Source organism: Rouxiella sp. S1S-2 (assembly GCF_009208105.1).
Classification (GTDB): Bacteria; Pseudomonadota; Gammaproteobacteria; order Enterobacterales; family Enterobacteriaceae; genus Rouxiella.
Map to the genome: position 1 here is coordinate 5,041,149 of NZ_WFKL01000001.1, position 18,467 is coordinate 5,059,615.

General features: G+C 52.5%; 19 protein-coding genes. 8 read left to right on the top strand and 11 right to left on the bottom strand.

Annotated elements, in window-relative coordinates; genetic code table 11:
• Positions 1-75: 75 nt before the first annotated feature.
• Entirely contained in the window at positions 76-954 is an 879-nt protein-coding gene (locus tag GA565_RS23065; protein WP_152201099.1) for a helix-turn-helix domain-containing protein, read from the bottom strand.
• Between the two features lie 188 nt (positions 955-1,142).
• Between GA565_RS23065 and GA565_RS23070 the strand changes: the two genes are divergently transcribed.
• On the top strand, positions 1,143-2,051 hold the full coding sequence (locus GA565_RS23070; protein ID WP_152201712.1) for a DMT family transporter: 909 nt from the start codon (positions 1,143-1,145) through the stop codon (positions 2,049-2,051).
• A 103-nt stretch (positions 2,052-2,154) separates the two neighbouring features.
• On the opposite strand, the gene GA565_RS23075 is transcribed toward GA565_RS23070, so the two are convergent.
• The gene (locus GA565_RS23075) at positions 2,155-2,910 is read right to left on the bottom strand and encodes an SDR family oxidoreductase (protein ID WP_152201100.1); all 756 of its coding nucleotides are present in this window, start codon (positions 2,908-2,910) and stop codon (positions 2,155-2,157) included.
• A 139-nt stretch (positions 2,911-3,049) separates the two neighbouring features.
• On the opposite strand from GA565_RS23075, the gene GA565_RS23080 reads away from it, so the two are divergent.
• Positions 3,050-3,946, top strand: a complete 897-nt coding sequence (locus GA565_RS23080; protein ID WP_152201102.1) for a LysR family transcriptional regulator — start codon at positions 3,050-3,052, stop codon at positions 3,944-3,946.
• A gap of 104 nt (positions 3,947-4,050) precedes the next feature.
• Positions 4,051-4,545 (top strand): hypothetical protein, encoded by a 495-nt coding sequence (locus GA565_RS23085; protein WP_152201104.1) that lies wholly within the window; start codon positions 4,051-4,053, stop codon positions 4,543-4,545.
• On the opposite strand, the gene GA565_RS23090 is transcribed toward GA565_RS23085, so the two are convergent.
• From GA565_RS23090 to ssb1, 3 genes are all read right to left on the bottom strand, one after another.
• Positions 4,542-5,288, bottom strand: coding sequence for a sulfite exporter TauE/SafE family protein (locus tag GA565_RS23090; protein WP_152201106.1), 747 nt, complete (start codon positions 5,286-5,288; stop codon positions 4,542-4,544). The genes GA565_RS23085 and GA565_RS23090 overlap by 4 nt on opposite strands.
• 31 nt (positions 5,289-5,319) lie before the next feature.
• Positions 5,320-6,384, bottom strand: coding sequence for a cell division protein ZapE (gene zapE, locus GA565_RS23095; protein ID WP_152201108.1), 1,065 nt, complete (start codon positions 6,382-6,384; stop codon positions 5,320-5,322).
• A 167-nt stretch (positions 6,385-6,551) separates the two neighbouring features.
• Positions 6,552-7,100 carry a single-stranded DNA-binding protein SSB1 gene (ssb1, locus tag GA565_RS23100; protein WP_152201110.1) on the bottom strand — a complete coding sequence of 183 codons (549 nt, stop codon included), beginning with the start codon at positions 7,098-7,100 and terminating at the stop codon, positions 6,552-6,554.
• A gap of 319 nt (positions 7,101-7,419) precedes the next feature.
• Here ssb1 and uvrA point away from each other — a divergent pair, with 319 nt between their 5' ends.
• Complete coding sequence (gene uvrA / locus GA565_RS23105) at positions 7,420-10,275, top strand: excinuclease ABC subunit UvrA (RefSeq protein ID WP_152201112.1); 2,856 nt, start codon at positions 7,420-7,422, stop codon at positions 10,273-10,275.
• Between the two features lie 80 nt (positions 10,276-10,355).
• Here uvrA and GA565_RS23110 read toward each other — a convergent pair whose 3' ends face one another.
• Positions 10,356-11,249 (bottom strand): LysR family transcriptional regulator, encoded by an 894-nt coding sequence (locus tag GA565_RS23110; protein WP_152201114.1) that lies wholly within the window; start codon positions 11,247-11,249, stop codon positions 10,356-10,358.
• A gap of 107 nt (positions 11,250-11,356) precedes the next feature.
• Between GA565_RS23110 and GA565_RS23115 the strand changes: the two genes are divergently transcribed.
• Both GA565_RS23115 and GA565_RS23120 read left to right on the top strand, forming a co-directional pair.
• Positions 11,357-11,980 (top strand): glutathione S-transferase family protein, encoded by a 624-nt coding sequence (locus GA565_RS23115; protein WP_152201713.1) that lies wholly within the window; start codon positions 11,357-11,359, stop codon positions 11,978-11,980.
• A 9-nt stretch (positions 11,981-11,989) separates the two neighbouring features.
• Entirely contained in the window at positions 11,990-12,895 is a 906-nt protein-coding gene (locus GA565_RS23120) for a pyridoxamine 5'-phosphate oxidase family protein (RefSeq protein ID WP_193311954.1), read from the top strand.
• 24 nt (positions 12,896-12,919) lie between these two features.
• On the opposite strand, the gene GA565_RS23125 is transcribed toward GA565_RS23120, so the two are convergent.
• Together GA565_RS23125 and GA565_RS23130 are read right to left on the bottom strand one after the other, a co-directional pair.
• The gene (locus GA565_RS23125) at positions 12,920-13,273 is read right to left on the bottom strand and encodes an MmcQ/YjbR family DNA-binding protein (RefSeq protein WP_152201117.1); all 354 of its coding nucleotides are present in this window, start codon (positions 13,271-13,273) and stop codon (positions 12,920-12,922) included.
• 84 nt (positions 13,274-13,357) lie between these two features.
• Positions 13,358-13,777 carry a secondary thiamine-phosphate synthase enzyme YjbQ gene (locus tag GA565_RS23130; protein WP_152201119.1) on the bottom strand — a complete coding sequence of 140 codons (420 nt, stop codon included), beginning with the start codon at positions 13,775-13,777 and terminating at the stop codon, positions 13,358-13,360.
• Between the two features lie 91 nt (positions 13,778-13,868).
• On the opposite strand from GA565_RS23130, the gene GA565_RS23135 reads away from it, so the two are divergent.
• On the top strand, positions 13,869-14,540 hold the full coding sequence (locus GA565_RS23135) for a TetR/AcrR family transcriptional regulator (protein WP_152201121.1): 672 nt from the start codon (positions 13,869-13,871) through the stop codon (positions 14,538-14,540).
• Positions 14,533-15,522, top strand: coding sequence for an MDR family oxidoreductase (locus GA565_RS23140; RefSeq protein ID WP_152201715.1), 990 nt, complete (start codon positions 14,533-14,535; stop codon positions 15,520-15,522). Before GA565_RS23135 ends, GA565_RS23140 begins: the two co-directional genes overlap by 8 nt.
• An 81-nt stretch (positions 15,523-15,603) precedes the next feature.
• Here GA565_RS23140 and GA565_RS23145 read toward each other — a convergent pair whose 3' ends face one another.
• The 3 genes from GA565_RS23145 to GA565_RS23155 all read right to left on the bottom strand — a co-directional run bounded on the left by GA565_RS23145 (position 15,604) and on the right by GA565_RS23155 (position 18,346).
• Positions 15,604-16,797, bottom strand: a complete 1,194-nt coding sequence (locus GA565_RS23145; protein WP_152201123.1) for an amino acid aminotransferase — start codon at positions 16,795-16,797, stop codon at positions 15,604-15,606.
• A 178-nt stretch (positions 16,798-16,975) separates the two neighbouring features.
• A complete protein-coding gene (locus tag GA565_RS23150; RefSeq protein WP_152201125.1) occupies positions 16,976-17,596 on the bottom strand; it encodes a YitT family protein in 621 nt (206 codons plus the stop codon).
• A gap of 285 nt (positions 17,597-17,881) precedes the next feature.
• The gene (locus tag GA565_RS23155) at positions 17,882-18,346 is read right to left on the bottom strand and encodes an Lrp/AsnC family transcriptional regulator (protein WP_152201126.1); all 465 of its coding nucleotides are present in this window, start codon (positions 18,344-18,346) and stop codon (positions 17,882-17,884) included.
• Positions 18,347-18,467: the final 121 nt, after the last annotated feature.

The window sequence follows — 18,467 nt, forward strand, 5'->3', positions numbered from 1 at the left end:
ACCCTCAATTATCAGACTTAAATAACCTATCACTGAAAAGCGGGCAATGGCATAACGGAGAGATAATTTTGAGGATTAGCGCAGGGAGGCCTGGCGAACGGCAGAGGGGGAAACGCCGCGCAGAGATTTAAAGCGGTTGCTGAAGTGGCTGGTTGAGCTGAATCCGCAGTCCAGTGCGATGGTGGTGATATCAAGCTCGGTGTTATACAGCAGACTTTCCGCGCGAATAATACGCGCATTCATGACGTATTGATGCGGCGCGATGCCCATCGACTGTTTGAACATCCTCGCAAAATGAAACTCACTCAACCCGGCGATCCCGGCCAGTTCCGCCAGTTGCAGCGGCGCGGCAAGCTGAACGTGAATATACTCCTTCACCCGATTTAATACCGACGGCGATAAGCCGCCGCGCACGGTGGGAAGCGCCCACTGGAGCTGCGTATATTGGCGAGCCAAATGTGTCACCAACAGGTTGGTCGCCGAACTCAACATCAGCTGATTGCTGTTTTCCTGCCACTGGCAACTCAGCAAAAAATGACGATAAAGCTGGGTTATTTGCGCGTCTTCTCGAAAAGTGATCTCGTCAACCAACAGGCTTGCAGGACTGCGATCCCAGGTTTGCTCAATCACCTTGCGCAGGTGTTCATCAGTGCAATACATGTGCACAAACGACAGATCGCCGCGCACGTCCCAACTCGACACGTTGTGTTTCGGCATCAAACAAAATCGATCGGGACCGCCGCCGTTTTGCCATCCTGAACGAGTTTTGTGATAGCACTCATATCCGTCGGCGATGTAGAGGCTAAGCGTGTGGTGATCAGGGTCTTCCTGAGTCACGATATCGTGCTTGTTCGACCAGGCAGCCAGCTGCATGCCCGAGCCAAGATGCACGCTGTCGTGCAGTATGGCCTGATGCTTTTTGAGCGTTTCGAACGCCTGATAACGATTAGGCATAGCGTGGCTTCCCGGTGGATGAATAGCGATATTGTAGTGTTTTCGCGGGGTCGAGAGCGAGAAATGACTGCATTTTTGCCCTAAAAAAACCGCAAGATTATGCAAGTGACCGCAAGTTGATGAAAGCCCGTGTTTTATCAAACCGCAATAATCAGTCTGGAATTTCTTTCTCTTGGCTGGACAACACTATGAACGCGCTGCTGTATATTTCTGTGATCCTCATTTGGGGCACAACCTGGTTTGCCATCTATCTGCAACAGGGTGTCGTTGCCGTTACCGTATCCATTTTCTATCGTTTTTTACTGGCCTCATTGTTGATGATGGTCACCCTGCTCGTCACCCGGCGCCTGCGCAAACTGGCACTGAAAGACCACCTGTTTTGCGTCGCACAGGGCTGTTGTGTTTTCGCATTCAATTTTTACTGTTTTTACCATGCGGCGGCCTACATCAGCAGCGGGCTGGAATCGGTCATTTTCTCAATGTCGGTGTTGTTTAACGCCTTTAACGGCATGCTGTTTTTCCGCCAAAAGCTTTCACCTGCGCTTATACCAGCCTCTATTCTGGGCCTCGCCGGGATCGTGACGCTGTTCTGGCATGACCTCAGTGCTGCGCATATGGCCCCAGGCCTGCTCAAAGGAATCGGACTCAGCCTGCTGGGTACCTTCGGTTTTTCACTGGGCAATATGATCAGCACGCGTCACAAGCAGCACGGGCTGGACGTGGTGAGCACTAACACCTACGCGATGGGCTACGGCGCGGCGGTAATGGCGCTGCTTAGTCTGTTTCAGGGTGCCTCTTTTGCGGTTGAATTAACGCCGTCTTATTTAGGATCGTTGGTCTATCTGGCGGTATTTGGTTCAGTACTGGGATTTGGGATGTATTTCAGTCTGGTCGGTCGTATTGGCGCCAGTCAGGCGGCCTACAGCACGCTACTGTTTCCACTGGTAGCGCTTACAGTATCAACTTTCTACGAAGGATATCAATGGCATACCAACGCCGTTATTGGACTGACGCTGATCTTGCTGGGGAACCTGGTGATGTTTTATCGTCCACGCTGGCTTACCGAGTGGAAAAAGCCGCGGCCCGCACTGAGTTAACAGAACCTCAGTGGGTGCGCCGCGAATGCTTGTAATTATTAGGTAAAAAATGACTCACCCTGTCAGAGGGTTGTTTGTAGATATAAGGAGTCTACAAATTCAATCAAATTATCCCGCCGTTCACCCGCAGCGTTTGGCCATTAACCCAAGCGCCGTCAGGACCGGCGAGAAAAGCGACGCTGGCAGCGATATCTTCCGGCTGACCTAAGCGCTCAAGTGGGGCAAGTTTGGTGATGTTTTCAATCAGCTGCTGCGATTTTCCGTTGAGGAAAAGTTCGGTCGCCGTCGGGCCAGGTGCCACCACGTTGACGGTGATATTGCGTCCGCGCAGCTCTTTGGTCAGCACGCGGCTCATAGCTTCCACTGCCGCCTTGGTCGCGGCATATACGCCGTAGGTTGGCTGATACAGTCCCACTACGCTGGTAGAGAAATTAATCACGCGTCCGCCGTTCCGCAGGCGTTTTGCTGCCTCACGCAGGGTGTTAAAGGTGCCTTTGAGATTGGTGTCGATCAGACGGTCAAAGGTTTCGTCATCGGTGTCGGCAATAGTTGAGAGTGTCATGATACCGGCGTTGTTGACCAGCACGTCAATGCCGCCAAAAGCCTGCTCGGCGCTGTCAAACATCTTGCGTACCGATACCGCATCACTCACGTCAGCCTGGGCGCTGATCGCGCGTCCACCGGCCTGTTCAATCTTGCGAACCAGCTCATCGGCTTCGTCGGCGCTGCGGGCATAGTTTACGATTACCGTGAAACCGTCTTTTGCCAGACGCTCTACTATCGCGGCGCCAATACCGCGCGAACCGCCGGTAACCAACGCAACTTTTTGTTCTACAGGCTGTGCGTTTGAAGTCGTCATGCTGTGTATCCTTATCAGAGGTGTTCAGTTGAGCCAGGCTTGCTGGCCGCTGAACAAATAATGCACCTTTGAATCGTTCGAATAATCACCTATTATTCGTTAACACTATCCGGATAAAGCGAACAATTGCGGTAAAAAAATGGATAAACTCGACAGCATGCGGCTGTTTACGCGCGTGGTAGAGCTACGCAGTTTTACGCGGGCGGCAGAGGATTTAAATTTAAAACGCTCAACGGTGACTGACGCCATCAAGCAGCTAGAGACGCGCCTGAATGTGCGACTGCTGCAACGTACGACGCGCCACGTCAGCTCAACGTTGGACGGTGAAGCCTATTACCAACGCTGTCTAGGTATTCTGGCCGAGGTTGAAGAAGCTGAAATGGCGTTTGCCGGCGCGAGGCCAAAAGGCCTGCTGCGCATTGACGTTAATTCTGCCATCGCACGAAACTTCATCTTTCCTGGACTCGACAGCTTTTTGGTTCGTCACCCCGAAATGACGCTGGCTATCAGTGAGGGCGATCGGCTGGTAGACCTGGTGCGTGAAGGAATCGACTGCGTTATTCGCGCAGGAGAGCTTAAAGACAGCGACATGGTGGCCCGCTCGCTGGGGCATTTTCAGGAGGTCACCTGTGCCAGCCCGCATTATGTGAAGAAATTTGGCCTACCCGACACGCTCGACGCGCTGCAACGGCATCATCAGATGGTGGGATTTCACTCCAGCGCCAGCGGAAATATTCTGCCTTTGACCTTTTATGTTGAAGGCGAAGAGCGGATTATTAATTTGCCGACCAGCGTTTCCGTCACGGGTTCAGAAAGTATGAAAGAGGCAGCACGACAAGGATTAGGCATTATCCAGGTGCCACACTATGGGGTGGCTGCTGATTTGGCACAGGGAACGCTGGTGCCCATTTTGCCGCAGTATCCCGCCGGTTCCATGCCCGTTTCCCTGCTTTACCCGAAAAACCGCCAGCTTTCGCCGCGCGTCAGGGTCTTTATTGACTGGATGGTGCAGGAATTTTCCATGCATAACGTTTAGCAAGGGAGAGCGTCACTACTTAGCCAGATTGCGTATTTTGGCTAAGTAGGAGTAAGTTATTCAATGACTCACGGCTTTATCGGCCATCGGCTTCGAGGTAAAACATGACGCCAGCTTTATCAACCGTATTTCTGCATATCGGCAGCGAAGAAACTCAGGTCACTCTCGACGGCACAATACAGCGCTTAACCTTGGGTTCACAGCTCACATCATTGGCGTATTTCAGGCACCAGCCTCCGACCCCTGCTGAGATGGAAACCGCCATTATGGTGGTAGAAGATGAGATTACACGTTTGCGTCATAATATCACTCCAGGCGCGCGTTTATACAGTGAAGACAATGACATCCGTGCCATCGCACGCTTGGCTGGCGTGGCAGAAAACGAAGAAATGTCTCTTTCCGTTGAGGCCGTCGAACGCACCTTTGACCGATTGGCGCTGGTTATCAATGGACGCCCTGCCAGCTTCGAAGGTATCCCGGACGGTAACGATTTCGCTGCCACCCTGCTGATCCTCAGAGAATTTATGCACCATCTCCAGTTCAGCGAAATTGTGATAAAAGGCGCGAAATTTGAGATGCTAAATCAGCCTTCTCGCTAATTAAAATACCTGAAAATAAGCATCGCCCCTGAGGCAAGCAGAATAATATTGAGGAGCTTGAGAAACTGCTCACGTGACATTTTCAACGTGAAGTAACGCCCCAGCGTGATGCCTATCAGCATGCCCGGCAGCAGCGACAGCGCCAGTAGCCATAGATTGACGTCGAAATAGATCCCGGCAAAAGCGAAGATAATCACCCGCGTCAGCGTGCTCAGGCCAATCAGCGTGGTTTGGGTAATGCGAAAAGCCTCTTTCTTCTCGATGCGCCCGCTGAGATAAATGGCATAGATAAATCCGCCGCTGCCAAACAGCGCGCTGAATATTCCGCCGACCAGTCCAAATGGCACAGACGCCTTGGGCGAAAAAGGACGATGCGGTTTCAGTCCACTAAACGAGTAAAGGGCATACAGGACGACAAAAATGCCCAGCGCGAGCAAAAGAATATCGGGACGCGTTTTTAACAGAATCGTTGCGCCAACCAGGCTACCGATAATCATCAACGGCACCAACCTTTTCAACTCTGACCACTGCGCGTTACGCCCGTCCCGACTAACGTTGACCAGTGCGGCGCACAAGTCCAACAATGCCAGAACCGGCACAATCTCTTTCAGTGGAATGTAGAGCGCCATCACCGGGCTGGCAATAAGCGCCGAGCCAAAACCCGCGATGCCGAAAATCACGTAAGCCACCAATAACGTGGCAGCGAGCAGCAGATAATTTGCGAACGTGAGTGTGTCGAGCATGGTATACCGAGTCCTTGGGTTGAGCGGCGATTTACTGCAAAACGAGGTATTTAAGCTGCTGCAGACGGCTGCGCGTGCGCTGAATATCTTCCTGTTGAACACCTTCGGTCATTTTGTGCAGCGCATAGTCGCTGATTAAAAATAACCGGCAGTGTTGGTCATAAAGCACGTCGATCACGTTAATAAAACGCTGCTGCACTGCGGGAGAAGAGTTTTCGAGTTTGGGAACACCCTCTATTATCCAGCAGCGGTAATGCTCACACAGGGTCAAATAATCCATCACCGCCGTCGGTGCAGCGCATAGCGCTTCGAAGGTAAGGTGAAGAAGATTCTCACTGGCCGACAGCACATTAATGTGGCGATGACTCACGCGAAGCGGCAGGGGATCGCTGACCGGCAATAACGGTAGCACGCAGTCGCGACGCTGTGCCTCAGTGCCCGGACAGAGATAAGCCCCTTTGCTAAACGGCGTGAAAGTGTTGCCGCCCAGTGTGCGGTAATCCAAAGTCCCACCCAGTGCCACCACCTGCATATACTGCTTAATCAGTTCAATTGAGGAGGCAAAACGTGAATGATAAAGAGGATTCGACAACAGCTGGTCAGGAGGATAGTTCGAAGTGGCGACGAGGATAATCCGCCGTTTTACAATCAGTTCAAGCAGGCTTTTCACCAGCATCGCGTCACCGACATCGTGCAGATGCAGCTCATCGAAACACAATAGCTCGCAGTGGCCCAACTGCGCGTTTAATGCAGCATCAAGAGTATTTTCACCGGTGTGCGGGCGGTTGATATGGCGATGCAGTTCACGCAGGAAATCATGGAAATGGACCCGTATTTTATTCTTGACGGGAACCGCTGAAAAAAAACTGTCGACGATAAAGCTCTTACCGCGCCCGACGGTTCCCCAGACATAGACGCCTGACTTGGCCAACGTCGCTTTTCTAAAAAGCCTTTTAGAAGGATTGAAAATCGGCTTCATCAGTGCATCAAGACAAGCAATAACTTGCTGCTGGTCAGGGTCCAGAACAAAATGGTTCAAACGGGCTTTGTCATCCATAACCTGATGAAAATCAAAAAGGCTGTCCGCCTGTTTCATTTATGGCTCCCTGCACGGTGAAAAGTACGTTTTACAGCCATTATCCTGCAATTTTGAAAAATTACGCCAGATATAAGCTAAAAAAAACCCCGCAAAAAGCGGGGTCAGTCGTCGTGAAAATTGCCTGTCTTTTAAAGACTCACCAGCAGCCGCTGGATGGGCAAGGATCAGAACGGGATATCGTCGTCGAAATCCATGGGTGGTTCGTTGCTTTGTGCCGGTGCATTCTGAGCCGGACGAGATTGCTGACCGCCGCTGAACTGATTACCGCCCTGTGGCTGCTGAGGCTGACCCCAACCGCCCTGCTGGCCACCTGCAGCTTGACCGCCAGAAGGTTGGCCGCCGCCTGCAGGAGCACCGCCGCCCGCACGACCACCCAGCATCTGCATGGTGCCACCGACGTTTACCACGATTTCGGTAGTGTATTTTTCAACACCGGCCTGATCGGTCCACTTGCGCGTTTGCAGTGCGCCTTCAATATAAACCTGAGAGCCTTTACGCAGGTATTCACCTGCTACTTCTGCCAGCTTGCCGAACAGCACAACGCGGTGCCATTCAGTCTTCTCTTTCTGCTCGCCGGTCGCCTTGTCGCGCCAGCTTTCAGAGGTTGCCAGGGTGATATTGGCAACAGCACCGCCGTTAGGCATGTAGCGGACTTCGGGATCCTGACCCAGATTCCCAACCAGAATCACTTTGTTTACGCCTCTGCTGGCCATGTCGACTCTCCTGATGAGTTAATTTTATACAGTATAAACCATGAATTTTAGCATGGGCAGATTCTAGATAATACCTGCAATGCATATCGAGATAATGTTTACGGAGTCGACAAGGTTGCAGACTTCTACTGGATATCCATTCAGGTTTTTTTGTGTCATACTTACTCGTTTCGTACTTTCTGTGCCCAATTTTCTGATTCAGATGCCGTGTCTGGGGCGGATATACCCGAATCAATCGGTAAGCGGGTATGCAATTTCACACACGCATCGCGGACAGTCACCGGCACGGTGAGCTTTCAAGTTATTCCGGGAATGATGAATGGATAAGATAGAAGTTCGGGGCGCACGTACCCATAATCTCAAGAATATCAACCTGATTATTCCGCGCGACAAACTGATTGTTGTCACCGGATTATCCGGATCTGGCAAGTCCTCACTGGCTTTTGACACCCTGTATGCCGAAGGTCAGCGCCGCTACGTTGAGTCGCTTTCAGCCTATGCGCGGCAATTTTTATCCTTAATGGAAAAACCGGACGTCGACCATATTGAAGGGTTGTCACCGGCTATTTCGATTGAGCAAAAATCGACGTCGCACAACCCGCGTTCAACGGTCGGGACGATTACCGAAATTCACGACTACCTGCGCCTGCTGTTTGCCCGCGTGGGCGAACCGCGCTGCGCTGAACACGGCGTTCCGCTGGCCGCGCAAACCGTGAGCCAAATGGTGGATAACGTGCTGGCACAGCCGGAAGGGCAACGCCTGATGCTGCTGGCACCGATCGTCAAGGATCGCAAAGGCGAGCACACCAAAACGCTGGAGAATCTGGCGGCGCAGGGCTATATCCGCGCAAGAATTGATGGTGAAGTGTGCGATCTGTCCGATCCACCGAAGCTTGAGCTACAGAAGAAACACACCATTGAGGTCGTCGTCGATCGCTTTAAAGTGCGCGACGATCTGGCTCAGCGTTTGGCGGAGTCTTTTGAAACCGCGCTGGAGCTTTCCGGCGGAACCGCCGTGGTCGCCGACATGGACGACCCTAAAGCCGACGAAATGCTGTTCTCGGCCAACTTTGCCTGCCCGATTTGCGGCTACAGCATGCGCGAGCTGGAACCGCGTATGTTCTCGTTTAACAATCCCGCCGGTGCCTGCCCAACCTGTGACGGTCTGGGCGTGCAGCAGTTTTTTGACCCTGATCGTGTGATTCAAAATCCGGAGCTTTCGTTGGCCGGTGGCGCGATCCGCGGCTGGGATCGTCGCAACTTCTACTATTTCCAGATGCTGCGTTCGCTGGGTGAGCACTACAAGTTTGACGTCGAAGCGGCTTTCAACGAGCTGAGTGAAGACGTGGTGCACGCCATTCTGCACGGCTCCGACAAGCAGACCATCGAATTCAAATACATCAACGACCGGGGTGATACCTCGGTGCGTCGCCATCCGTTCGAAGGCGTGCTGCACAATATGGAACGTCGCTATAAAGAGACGGAATCCAGTGCGGTACGAGAAGAGTTGGCAAAATACATCAGCAATCGCCCCTGCGCGTCCTGTAAGGGTACGCGCCTGCGCGAAGAAGCACGTAACGTCTTCGTTGAAGAGACCACGCTGCCGGAGATCTCCGATTACAGCATCGGTCACGCAATGGAATTTTTCCTCAGCATGAACCTGACCGGTCAGCGCAAGCAGATTGCCGAGAAGATCTTGAAAGAAATCGGCGATCGGCTGAGATTCCTGGTTAACGTCGGTCTGAACTACCTTTCTCTGTCGCGTTCGGCCGAGACGCTGTCGGGCGGTGAAGCCCAGCGTATCCGTCTTGCCAGCCAGATTGGTGCGGGCCTGGTGGGTGTGATGTACGTGCTCGATGAGCCTTCAATAGGTTTGCATCAGCGCGACAACGAACGCCTGCTCGAGACATTGATTCACCTGCGCGACCTCGGCAATACCGTTATCGTGGTTGAGCACGACGAAGACGCCATTCGCGCCGCCGACCATATTATCGATATTGGCCCAGGTGCCGGTGTTCACGGCGGTGAAGTGGTCGCGGAAGGCACGGCAGAAGACATTATGGCTACCGAGAACTCCCTGACCGGGCAGTATCTCAGCGGTAAGCGCGAAATTTCCGTGCCTGAAAAGCGGGTTCCGGCCGATGCGGCGAAAGTGTTGAAACTGGTGGGCGCAACGGGTAACAACCTGAAAGATGTGACCCTCACCCTGCCGGTTGGGCTATTTACCTGCATCACCGGCGTGTCCGGATCGGGTAAATCGACGCTGATTAATGACACGCTGTTTCCGCTGGCGCAGCGCCAACTCAATGGCGCAACCATTGCGGAAGCCGCACCTTATCGTGACATTCAAGGCCTTGAGCACTTCGATAAAGTCATCGACATTGACCAGAGCCCGATCGGTCGTACACCGCGCTCAAACCCGGCCACTTATACCGGTATTTTCACACCGGTGCGTGAGCTGTTTGCCGGTGTGCCAGAATCGCGGGCGCGGGGTTATACGCCAGGACGTTTCAGCTTTAACGTGAAAGGCGGTCGCTGCGAAGCCTGTCAGGGCGATGGCGTAATCAAGGTCGAGATGCACTTCTTGCCGGATATCTACGTACCCTGCGACCATTGCAAAGGCAAACGCTATAACCGTGAAACGCTTGAGATTAAGTACAAAGGCAAGAGCATTCACGAAACGTTGGACATGACTATTGAAGAGGCGCGTGAGTTCTTCGATGCCGTTCCTGCGCTGGCTCGCAAGCTGCAAACGCTGATTGACGTCGGCCTGTCGTATATTCGTCTCGGCCAGTCGGCCACGACGCTGTCCGGTGGTGAGGCGCAAAGGGTTAAACTGGCGCGTGAGCTGTCGAAACGCGGCACCGGTCAAACGCTGTATATTCTTGATGAGCCGACGACGGGTCTGCACTTCGCGGATATCCAGCAGTTGCTTGAAGTTCTGCATCAGCTGCGTGACCAAGGCAATACCATCGTGGTGATTGAGCACAACCTTGATGTGATCAAAACCGCAGACTGGATTGTGGATTTGGGTCCTGAAGGCGGGCACGGCGGCGGTCAAATTCTGGTATCTGGCACACCGGAAACCGTCGCGGAGTGCAAAGAGTCGCATACCGCACGCTTCCTGAAGCCACTGCTGGAACGCCACACGCAAAAAGCGAAGAAATCCGCCTGATTTAGGCCGGTAACAAAAATAGCGAGTCATCGGACTCGCTATTTTTTTGCCTGTAACAGGATAGGCATCATCATTATCACTCAGGAATGAATTTGCGGAACCTGGCTTAATCTCTCACGCGCAAAGTCCCAAAAAGCGCGAACTTTTAAGGGCATACGCTGAATATTTTGCACCACCAACTGCACAGGAAGCGGCAATGGCTCAAACTCGGGCAGCAGGCGCACCAGCGAGCCGTCGGCAATATCATCGGCAACCTGATAAGAGAGTAATCTCGCTACGCCTCTCCCCGCCTTAACGGCCAGACGACGGGTTTCAACATCATTAAATAAAAAATGAGGGGCAAGCCGAACGCGCGGCCCCTCTTCGTGCGGGCCAAATCGCCACTCGTTGAAGGCATCGTTACTGCTGAGCACGGTTTGATGACGACTCAACTCGCTAGGGTGACGTAAAACCGGATAGCGCGCCAGATAGTGCGGGCTGGCCACCAGCACAATACTCACCTCACCCAACCGACGGGCAACCTTGGCTGAATCATCGAGATGACCAATGCGGACAGCAACATCGATGCCTTGGCCGATCATCTCCAGATTATGATCGTTGAGTATCAGCTCAATTTGAATCTCGGGATGCAGAGACTGAAACTCCATCACCAGCGGGGCGACGTGCCACCGTCCAAACAGCACCGGCGCAGTGATGCGCAACAGGCCCTTCAACTGCGTGGCGGCGGTGTCCAGCACAGCGTCATCATAGCTGCTCAGCACCAGAGCAGCGCGTTCGGCCAAACGCACGCCGGCCTCGGTCGGTGCCAAACGTCGCGTGGTGCGCTCCACAAGCCGGGCGCCAAAACGTTGTTCCAGAGAGGCAATGGCGCGAGTCACCGCCGGGGCTGAACGCCGTAATTTACGTGCCGCGCCCGACAAACTGCCCTGATTGAGCACTTCGAGGAAAATAGCCAGCTCATCGAGACGATCCATAAATTATTCCATTTAATGAAATTATTAATTTCAATATTCTCGGATTTCATTCATCCATTGCAAGAGTAATCTATTAATTCACGCAATGTCCCATGAGGAAGAGAATGATGAGCACGTTAAAACTGTATGGCACGCCGCTTTCTGGACACGTTCACCGCGTGGCGCTGCTGCTGAAGATGCTGGAGCTGCCGCACGAATTTATCGAGGCCGGTGCAGAGGTTCGGGCGTCTGCGGCATTTCGGAAATTAAATCCCTGGGGACAAATTCCCGTGCTGGTCGATGGCGATATTGTCATTAGTGATAGCAATGCGATTTTGGTCTATTTGGCCAAAACCTATGCGCCTGACAGTCACTGGTTGCCAAACGAACCGGTTGCGGCCGCGCTGACTCAACAATGGCTGTGTAAAGCCGCCGGTGAGGTTCGCTACGGGCCGGCTTCGGCAAGGCTTATCGCGCAGTTTGGCACTGACGAAGATTATGCCTACGCAACCAAGTTGGCGGGCAAGTTCTTGCCTCATCTTGAGCAACATCTGACCGCGCGTGATTTTTTAGCCACCGATCGCGTCACCCTCGCCGATTTAGCCTGCTATACCTACATTGCTTTGGCCCCGGAAGGCGGTATTTCTCTCGATGCCTTTCCCGCGATCCGCCAGTGGCTGACACGCATCGAACAGCTTCCGGGCTTTTTCTCAACTCCCCCGCTGCCGCTGCCCGAGACGGCAAAAGTCTAAGGTGACGTGATGGATATCTTCCATGCTGATGAAAAACGCGCGCAGTTAATGGCCGGATTTATGGTCGGCTCAGCGGGTATTTATCCGACCATGCCGCAGCAGCATCGCGATTTCTTTGCCGGTCTGCCGTCATTTTTTATTGCCACTTTGGACACCACCGGCTGGCCGGTGGCCACTGTGCTGAGCGGACCACCGGGTTTCATCAGTACGGTCGATAATTCGCACCTGAGAATTAATGCCCCGCGGCGGGAAGACTGTCCGGCGCTGTCGGCATTGCGTCCCGGTCAAACGCTGGGTGCGTTGGGGCTGGACTTTACCAACCGGCGGAGGAATCGCGTCAACGGTGTAATTAGCCGCATGGATAAAAATCGCCTTGAGTTGGCGGTTAACCAAAGCTTCGGCAACTGTCCGAAGTATATTCAGCGGCGAAAAATTTCAGCGCAGGTTAATGATCCCCAGCCAATTGTTTATCTTGATAAACTAGACGCGCAGGCAAGAAATCTTATCCGTTCTGCTGACACCTTTTTCGTGGCCACACACGCACATGGGGAATCAATAAACGGCGGCGCGGATATCTCTCATCGCGGCGGAAAGCCCGGCTTTGTGAAAATTGACGGCGACACGCTGTGGGTGCCCGATTTCTCAGGGAATCGCTACATGAATACGCTGGGCAACATGCTGGCTGAACCCCGCGCGTCGCTGTTGTTCCTCGATTTTGAGAGCGGCGACGTACTGCACGTGCAGGGAGAGACTGAAATACGCTGGCAGGGAGAAACTCAACATCCTTTGGAAGGTGCTGAACGGTTCTGGTGCCTGCACATCAGGCGTGTATGGCGTTTTCAGGCTCTGCTGCCGTGGCGGGGAACGGATATTGAATACTCCCCCGCGACGCTTGATACCGGCGTATGGGCTTAGCCATTCCTCTGCACTAAGGGGAAATTACCCCGTAATGTGGTGACGCTTTTCCTCTGGCAAACCAGAAACAACCTGCTGATAGGCCGTGTCGATCAGTGCATAGAACTGTGAATCTGGTAGATTGCCGTCGAGCAGCACGCTGTTCCAATGTGCCTTGTTCAGACAGTCACAGGGCACAATTTCAGGATGCTGATGACGAAGGTTTTCGGCACTTTTATTGCCGACTTTCAATGAAATTGCCGGATGACCTTCAATATCGCGTAGCATGGCAAACATCACGCCGGCCACTTTTATCTGATTGGCCTGCCACTGATTCTCGGTGCTTTGATGAGTACCCGGTTTAGACAGACAGTAATCGAGCAGTTGAGCATTGTTCATATTAATCACTCTTTCCGTAAGTAAAATGGGAAAGAGAAGTATAGCTGTCTAAAAAACAGACAACTGCAACCGGCTTAACAAAATTTATTCGCCGTTCAATGTGACCACAATTTTTCTCGACCCGCCGTGATTGCGATGCTCACACAAATAAATACCCTGCCAGGTGCCCAGATTCAGGCGACCGTTACTGACAGGAATATTCAAACTGCAGCCCAAGAGACTGCTTTTCAGGTGCGCGGGCATATCGTCGCTGCCTTCATAGTCATGCTGATACCAAGGCTCATCCTCTTTCACCGCTCGGTTGAAATAGCTCTCAAAATCGAGCCGCACCGTCGGATCGGCGTTTTCGTTAATGGTTAAACCCGCCGAGGTGTGCTGAATAAACACATTGCACATTCCCACCGACAGCTGGCGGATCTCCGGCAGTTGCTGCAAGACTTCGTCGGTAACCAGATGGAATCCACGCGGCCGCTGTTTAAGTTTGAGCTCTTTTTGAAACCACATGACGCACTCCTCGTTTGATAAAAATCAAAGGAAGTATAACTTCATTTGGTGAATTTTTGATTTAACAAGACGGTCGGTCTATATTTATAAAATGACTGTTGAAAACTCAAAACCACGCCGTGGTCGTCCGCTTAAAGCCGGACGGGAAAACACCGATACTCGCGAAACGCTGATCCGCAGCGGAACCGCCGTGCTAACCGAACAGGGTTTTGCCGCCACCGGTATTGACGCCATACTCAAGCAGGTCGGCGTTCCCAAAGGCTCCTTCTACTACTACTTCGACAGCAAAGAGAGCTTCGGTCAGGCAATCATTGAAAATTATGCCTGCTTCTTCGCGCATAAGCTGGATAAATTCCTGCTCGATGACGCCCTCGCTCCCCTGGTAAGACTCCGGGCCTTCGTTGAAGATGCCGCACGCGGCATGGCGAAATATGATTATACGCGCGGCTGCCTGGTCGGAAATCTCGGACAGGAAATCGCCAATCTGCCGGTTAACTTCCGTGAACAACTCAGGGATATTCTGCACATCTGGGAACACCGCGTGAGTGAATGCCTCGCACTTGCCCAACGCCACGGCTCATTATCGCCGCAGGCCAACTGTGATGCGCTAGCCGCCTACTTTTGGAGCGGATGGGAAGGCGCGGTAATGCGTGCCAAGCTGAATGCCAATGCCACCCCGCTGAATAATTTTATCCACTACTTCCTGGCCGGTCTCCCCCGCTCGCCTGACGATAGTTCCCACTTTGGAGTTAATGATGTTTAAAGCAATCGTGATAGACAAAACAGACGATAAGTATCAGGTCGCCCTCAAGGAACTGGACGAGAGCCAGCTACCTGCGGGCGAAGTACAGGTTGATGTGCATTATTCAACGCTGAACTATAAGGACGGACTGGCTATTACCGGCAGTGGACCTATCGTACGCAGCTTTCCAATGGTGCCAGGCATCGACTTTTCCGGCATCGTTTCACACAGCAGTAACCCGCAGTTTGCCGCAGGCGATCGCGTGTTGCTAAACGGCTGGGGTTTTGGTGAAAAAGCCTGGGGCGGACTGGCACAAAAAGTCAGTATTGATGCCCAATACCTGACGCCGGTACCGCCGTCTGTGAGCCTAAAGGACAGCATGATTGTTGGCACGGCGGGGTATACCGCAATGCTGGCAATTATCGCGCTGGAAAAAAATGGCCTCACGCCAGACAAAGGCACGGTGCTGGTGACCGGTGCCAACGGTGGCGTCGGCAGCTTTGCCATCGCGCTGCTCTCCCGACTCGGCTATCGGGTTGCCGCCTCAACCGGGCGTTCGGACGAGGCTGAATATCTGACAAAACGCCTGGGTGCCCGTGAAATCATCGACCGCAACACACTTAGCGAACCGGGTAAACCACTGCAGAAGGAGCTGTGGGCGGCGGCAATAGATTCAGTCGGCAGCCACACGCTAGCCAACGTTTGCGCCAGTATTAAAGAGAGCGGCACCGTAGCGGCCTGCGGGATGGCACAGGGGTTGGACTTTCCCGCCAGCGTCGCGCCGTTTATTCTGCGCAATGTTACGCTGGCAGGCATCAACAGCGTGACGCGTTCGGCTGAGGAGCGCAGGGCTGCGTGGTCTCGACTTGCCCAGCTTATTGACGCCGAGCTGCTTGAGGCCGTCAGTCAGGAAATTACGCTTGATGAAACGATTGATGCCGCCGCGCGGTTAATTAAAGGCGAGATCCGCGGACGTGTCGTGGTTAATCTGAGGGCAGAGTAAGCGCGCAGTAATGAGTACTGAGCAAAAAAAATCGGCGTGAGATTTCGCTCACGCCGAAGGTTATCAGACCGCTTTTAACGATTACTGTACCGCAGCAAACGCCGCAGCAACCTGCTCCACGTTGTGGTGGTTCAGACCGGCCATGCACACGCGACCGCTGGCAATCAGATAGACGCCAAACTCGTCGCGCAGGCGATCAACCTGCGCCACGCTGAAGCCGGTATAACTAAACATGCCGCGCTGCTGTAGCAAATAGTCAAAATCACGGCCCGGTAACGCTTTCTTCAAGCTGTTAACCAGCGTCTGGCGCATTTCAATTATGCGCGTACGCATAATTTCCACTTCGGCTAACCACTGGGCGTTAAGCTCTGCGTTGTTCAGCACGGTGGCCACCACTTTTGCGCCAAAGTTTGGCGGGCTAGAGTAGTTGCGACGCACGGTTGCTTTTAGCTGGCCGAGTACACGCCCTGCGGCTTCGGCGCTTTCACACACCACCGACAGTCCACCTACGCGCTCGCCGTACAGTGAGAAAATTTTGGAGAACGAGTTGCTCACCAACATGTTCACACCGGCAGCGGCCATTGCACGAATGGCGTAAGCATCTTCGTTCATCCCTTCGCCAAAACCCTGATAGGCGATATCGAGGAACGGGATAAGCTCGCGCTGCTTAACCAGCTCAATCACCTGATCCCACTGTGACGGTGTTAAATCAGAACCGGTTGGGTTATGGCAGCAAGGGTGCAGCAGTACGATGCTTTGCGCGGGCAGAGTTTGCAGCGCGTCAATCATACCGGCAAAGTTAACGCCGAGGTTTTCAGCATCAAAGTACGGATAAGTGTGCACCTGGAAGCCCGCGCCGGCAAAAATCGCGACGTGGTTGTCCCAGGTTGGGTTGCTTACCCATACTTCTGAATTTGGGAAATAGTGTTTTAGGAAGTCGGCGCCCACTTTAAGCGCGCCCGATCCACCCACGGTCTGAATGGTGGCAATACGCTGCTGTTGCAGCGCAGGATGTTCTGCACCAAAAAGTAGGGTCTGAATGCTGCTGCGATAGGCGCTCAGGCCTTCCATCGGCAAATACACTGAAGCAGCCTGAGGCAGGGCATTCAACTGATTTTCAGCGGCTTCGACAGCGCCAAGCTGAGGGATAATCCCTTTATCGTCGTAGTACAGACCAATGCTCAGGTTTACCTTTTTCTCTCTTGGGTCGTTCTTGAAGCTATCCATCAGCGACAGAATGGGGTCACCGGCATAAGCATCAACATGTTGGAACACGGTATATTTCTCCTAGGATTGTTTCTTGAACCAGCGCCAAAACCCCGTTGCACGAGGCTCCGCTGTGTCGAAGCACCGACGTTTGACTGCTTTTTTACTGCTGTATTTTAATATCCCGTAGACTAGCAAATATCGCTCAGGAAGAAACATTTATGTTCAGTTCTTGTTGAGCGAGCCGTCAGACTCGATAGCGCCCGGGGCGGTGGTTCATGGCAATAATCAGGTTGAGCACGAAGGCACCCAAAATTGACGCGATAAGCATCGGAATACTCACGACAAACAGCGACGCCAGCACGATGACAAAATCGACGGCCATCTGCAATTTTCCCGCGCGAATGCCATATTTATCCTGCAGATAGAGCGCCAGAATATTCATGCCGCCCAAACTTGCCTTGTGGCGAAAAAGCACAATGAAACCCATCCCCATAATCACGTTTCCGAAGAGTACGGCATAAAACGGCTCAAGATGGTCAAAATGAGCAAACAGCGGATGCAGGCTGGTAAAGACTGATACCAACGCCACCGCACTGAAGGTTTTTATGGTGAAGGCCCAGCCCATGCGGCGAATTGCCAGGTAATAAAATGGCAAATTGATGACGAAAAACACCGCGCCGAAGGAGTAATGAGTCAGGTAGTGCACCAGAAATGCCAAACCCGCGGTGCTGCCGGTCAACGCCCCTGACTGACGCAACATCATTACGCCAAAAGAGACCATCAGGGTGCCCATCAGAATAGCCAGCACGTCTTCGAGCCAGGTGTGTGAAATACGCGGTTCCGGGATGTTATCGATATTATCCATAGCAGTGTCTGTCGCCCTTAAGTGCTGATCATTTAGAAAATAAAGAAACCGCGCAGGCTATCTTGCCCGCTGGGGTCTGCGAATTTTCATAGATAATTAACGACAGGGCCAAAGAAGGCAACCGCTTTTGCACAATCCACGCATTTTAAAATAAAAAAACAATCAACTCATGCGAAATACAGCAATAAATCAGTATTAACACGCATAAAACACGCAAGGCATGCACCAAATAAGGGAACCTGCACCATAATAGTTCAATAAAGTCAGGGTATATGAAAGTGAACTTTATTGAATACTAAGCAGACCGTTCTCTTTTATTCGATTCAGAACGACAGAGGTTTTAATATGAGAAACGCTCTTATGAACTGAAAGAATATGGCTAATAAGCGTGCTCAAACCCGCCAAGTCAGCGACGGCAACTTTTAACAGATAGTCGGCATCTCCCGTGGTTTTATAGGCATCGATCACGGCATCAACCTCTTCAAGCATCAGATGAAATTCACTCACACTTTCCGGCAAGTGATTGATTAGACGTATTTCGATCAGACCAATCATGCCCAAGCCCAAGGCTTCGGGGGCAAGGCGCGCGTGATAGCCCAGAATCATTTGCTGCTGCTCAAGGCTGATTCTTCTACGCGAACACTGCGAGGCCGACAATCCCACGATTTCACTCAGTTCCTGATTGGTCAGACGCCCGTTTGCCTGCAACAGCGTCAGTATTTTTAAGTCATAGTCATCAATGCTGTACATGAGTGCTCACCTGCCTCTCTCTTTTATTTATTAATACACTATCAGTTTTTTATTAGCCAAACCGGTCCTTTATACCCTGACAGACGCATTTCGTGCTCAACACGTCGTTTAGTCGCTAAAA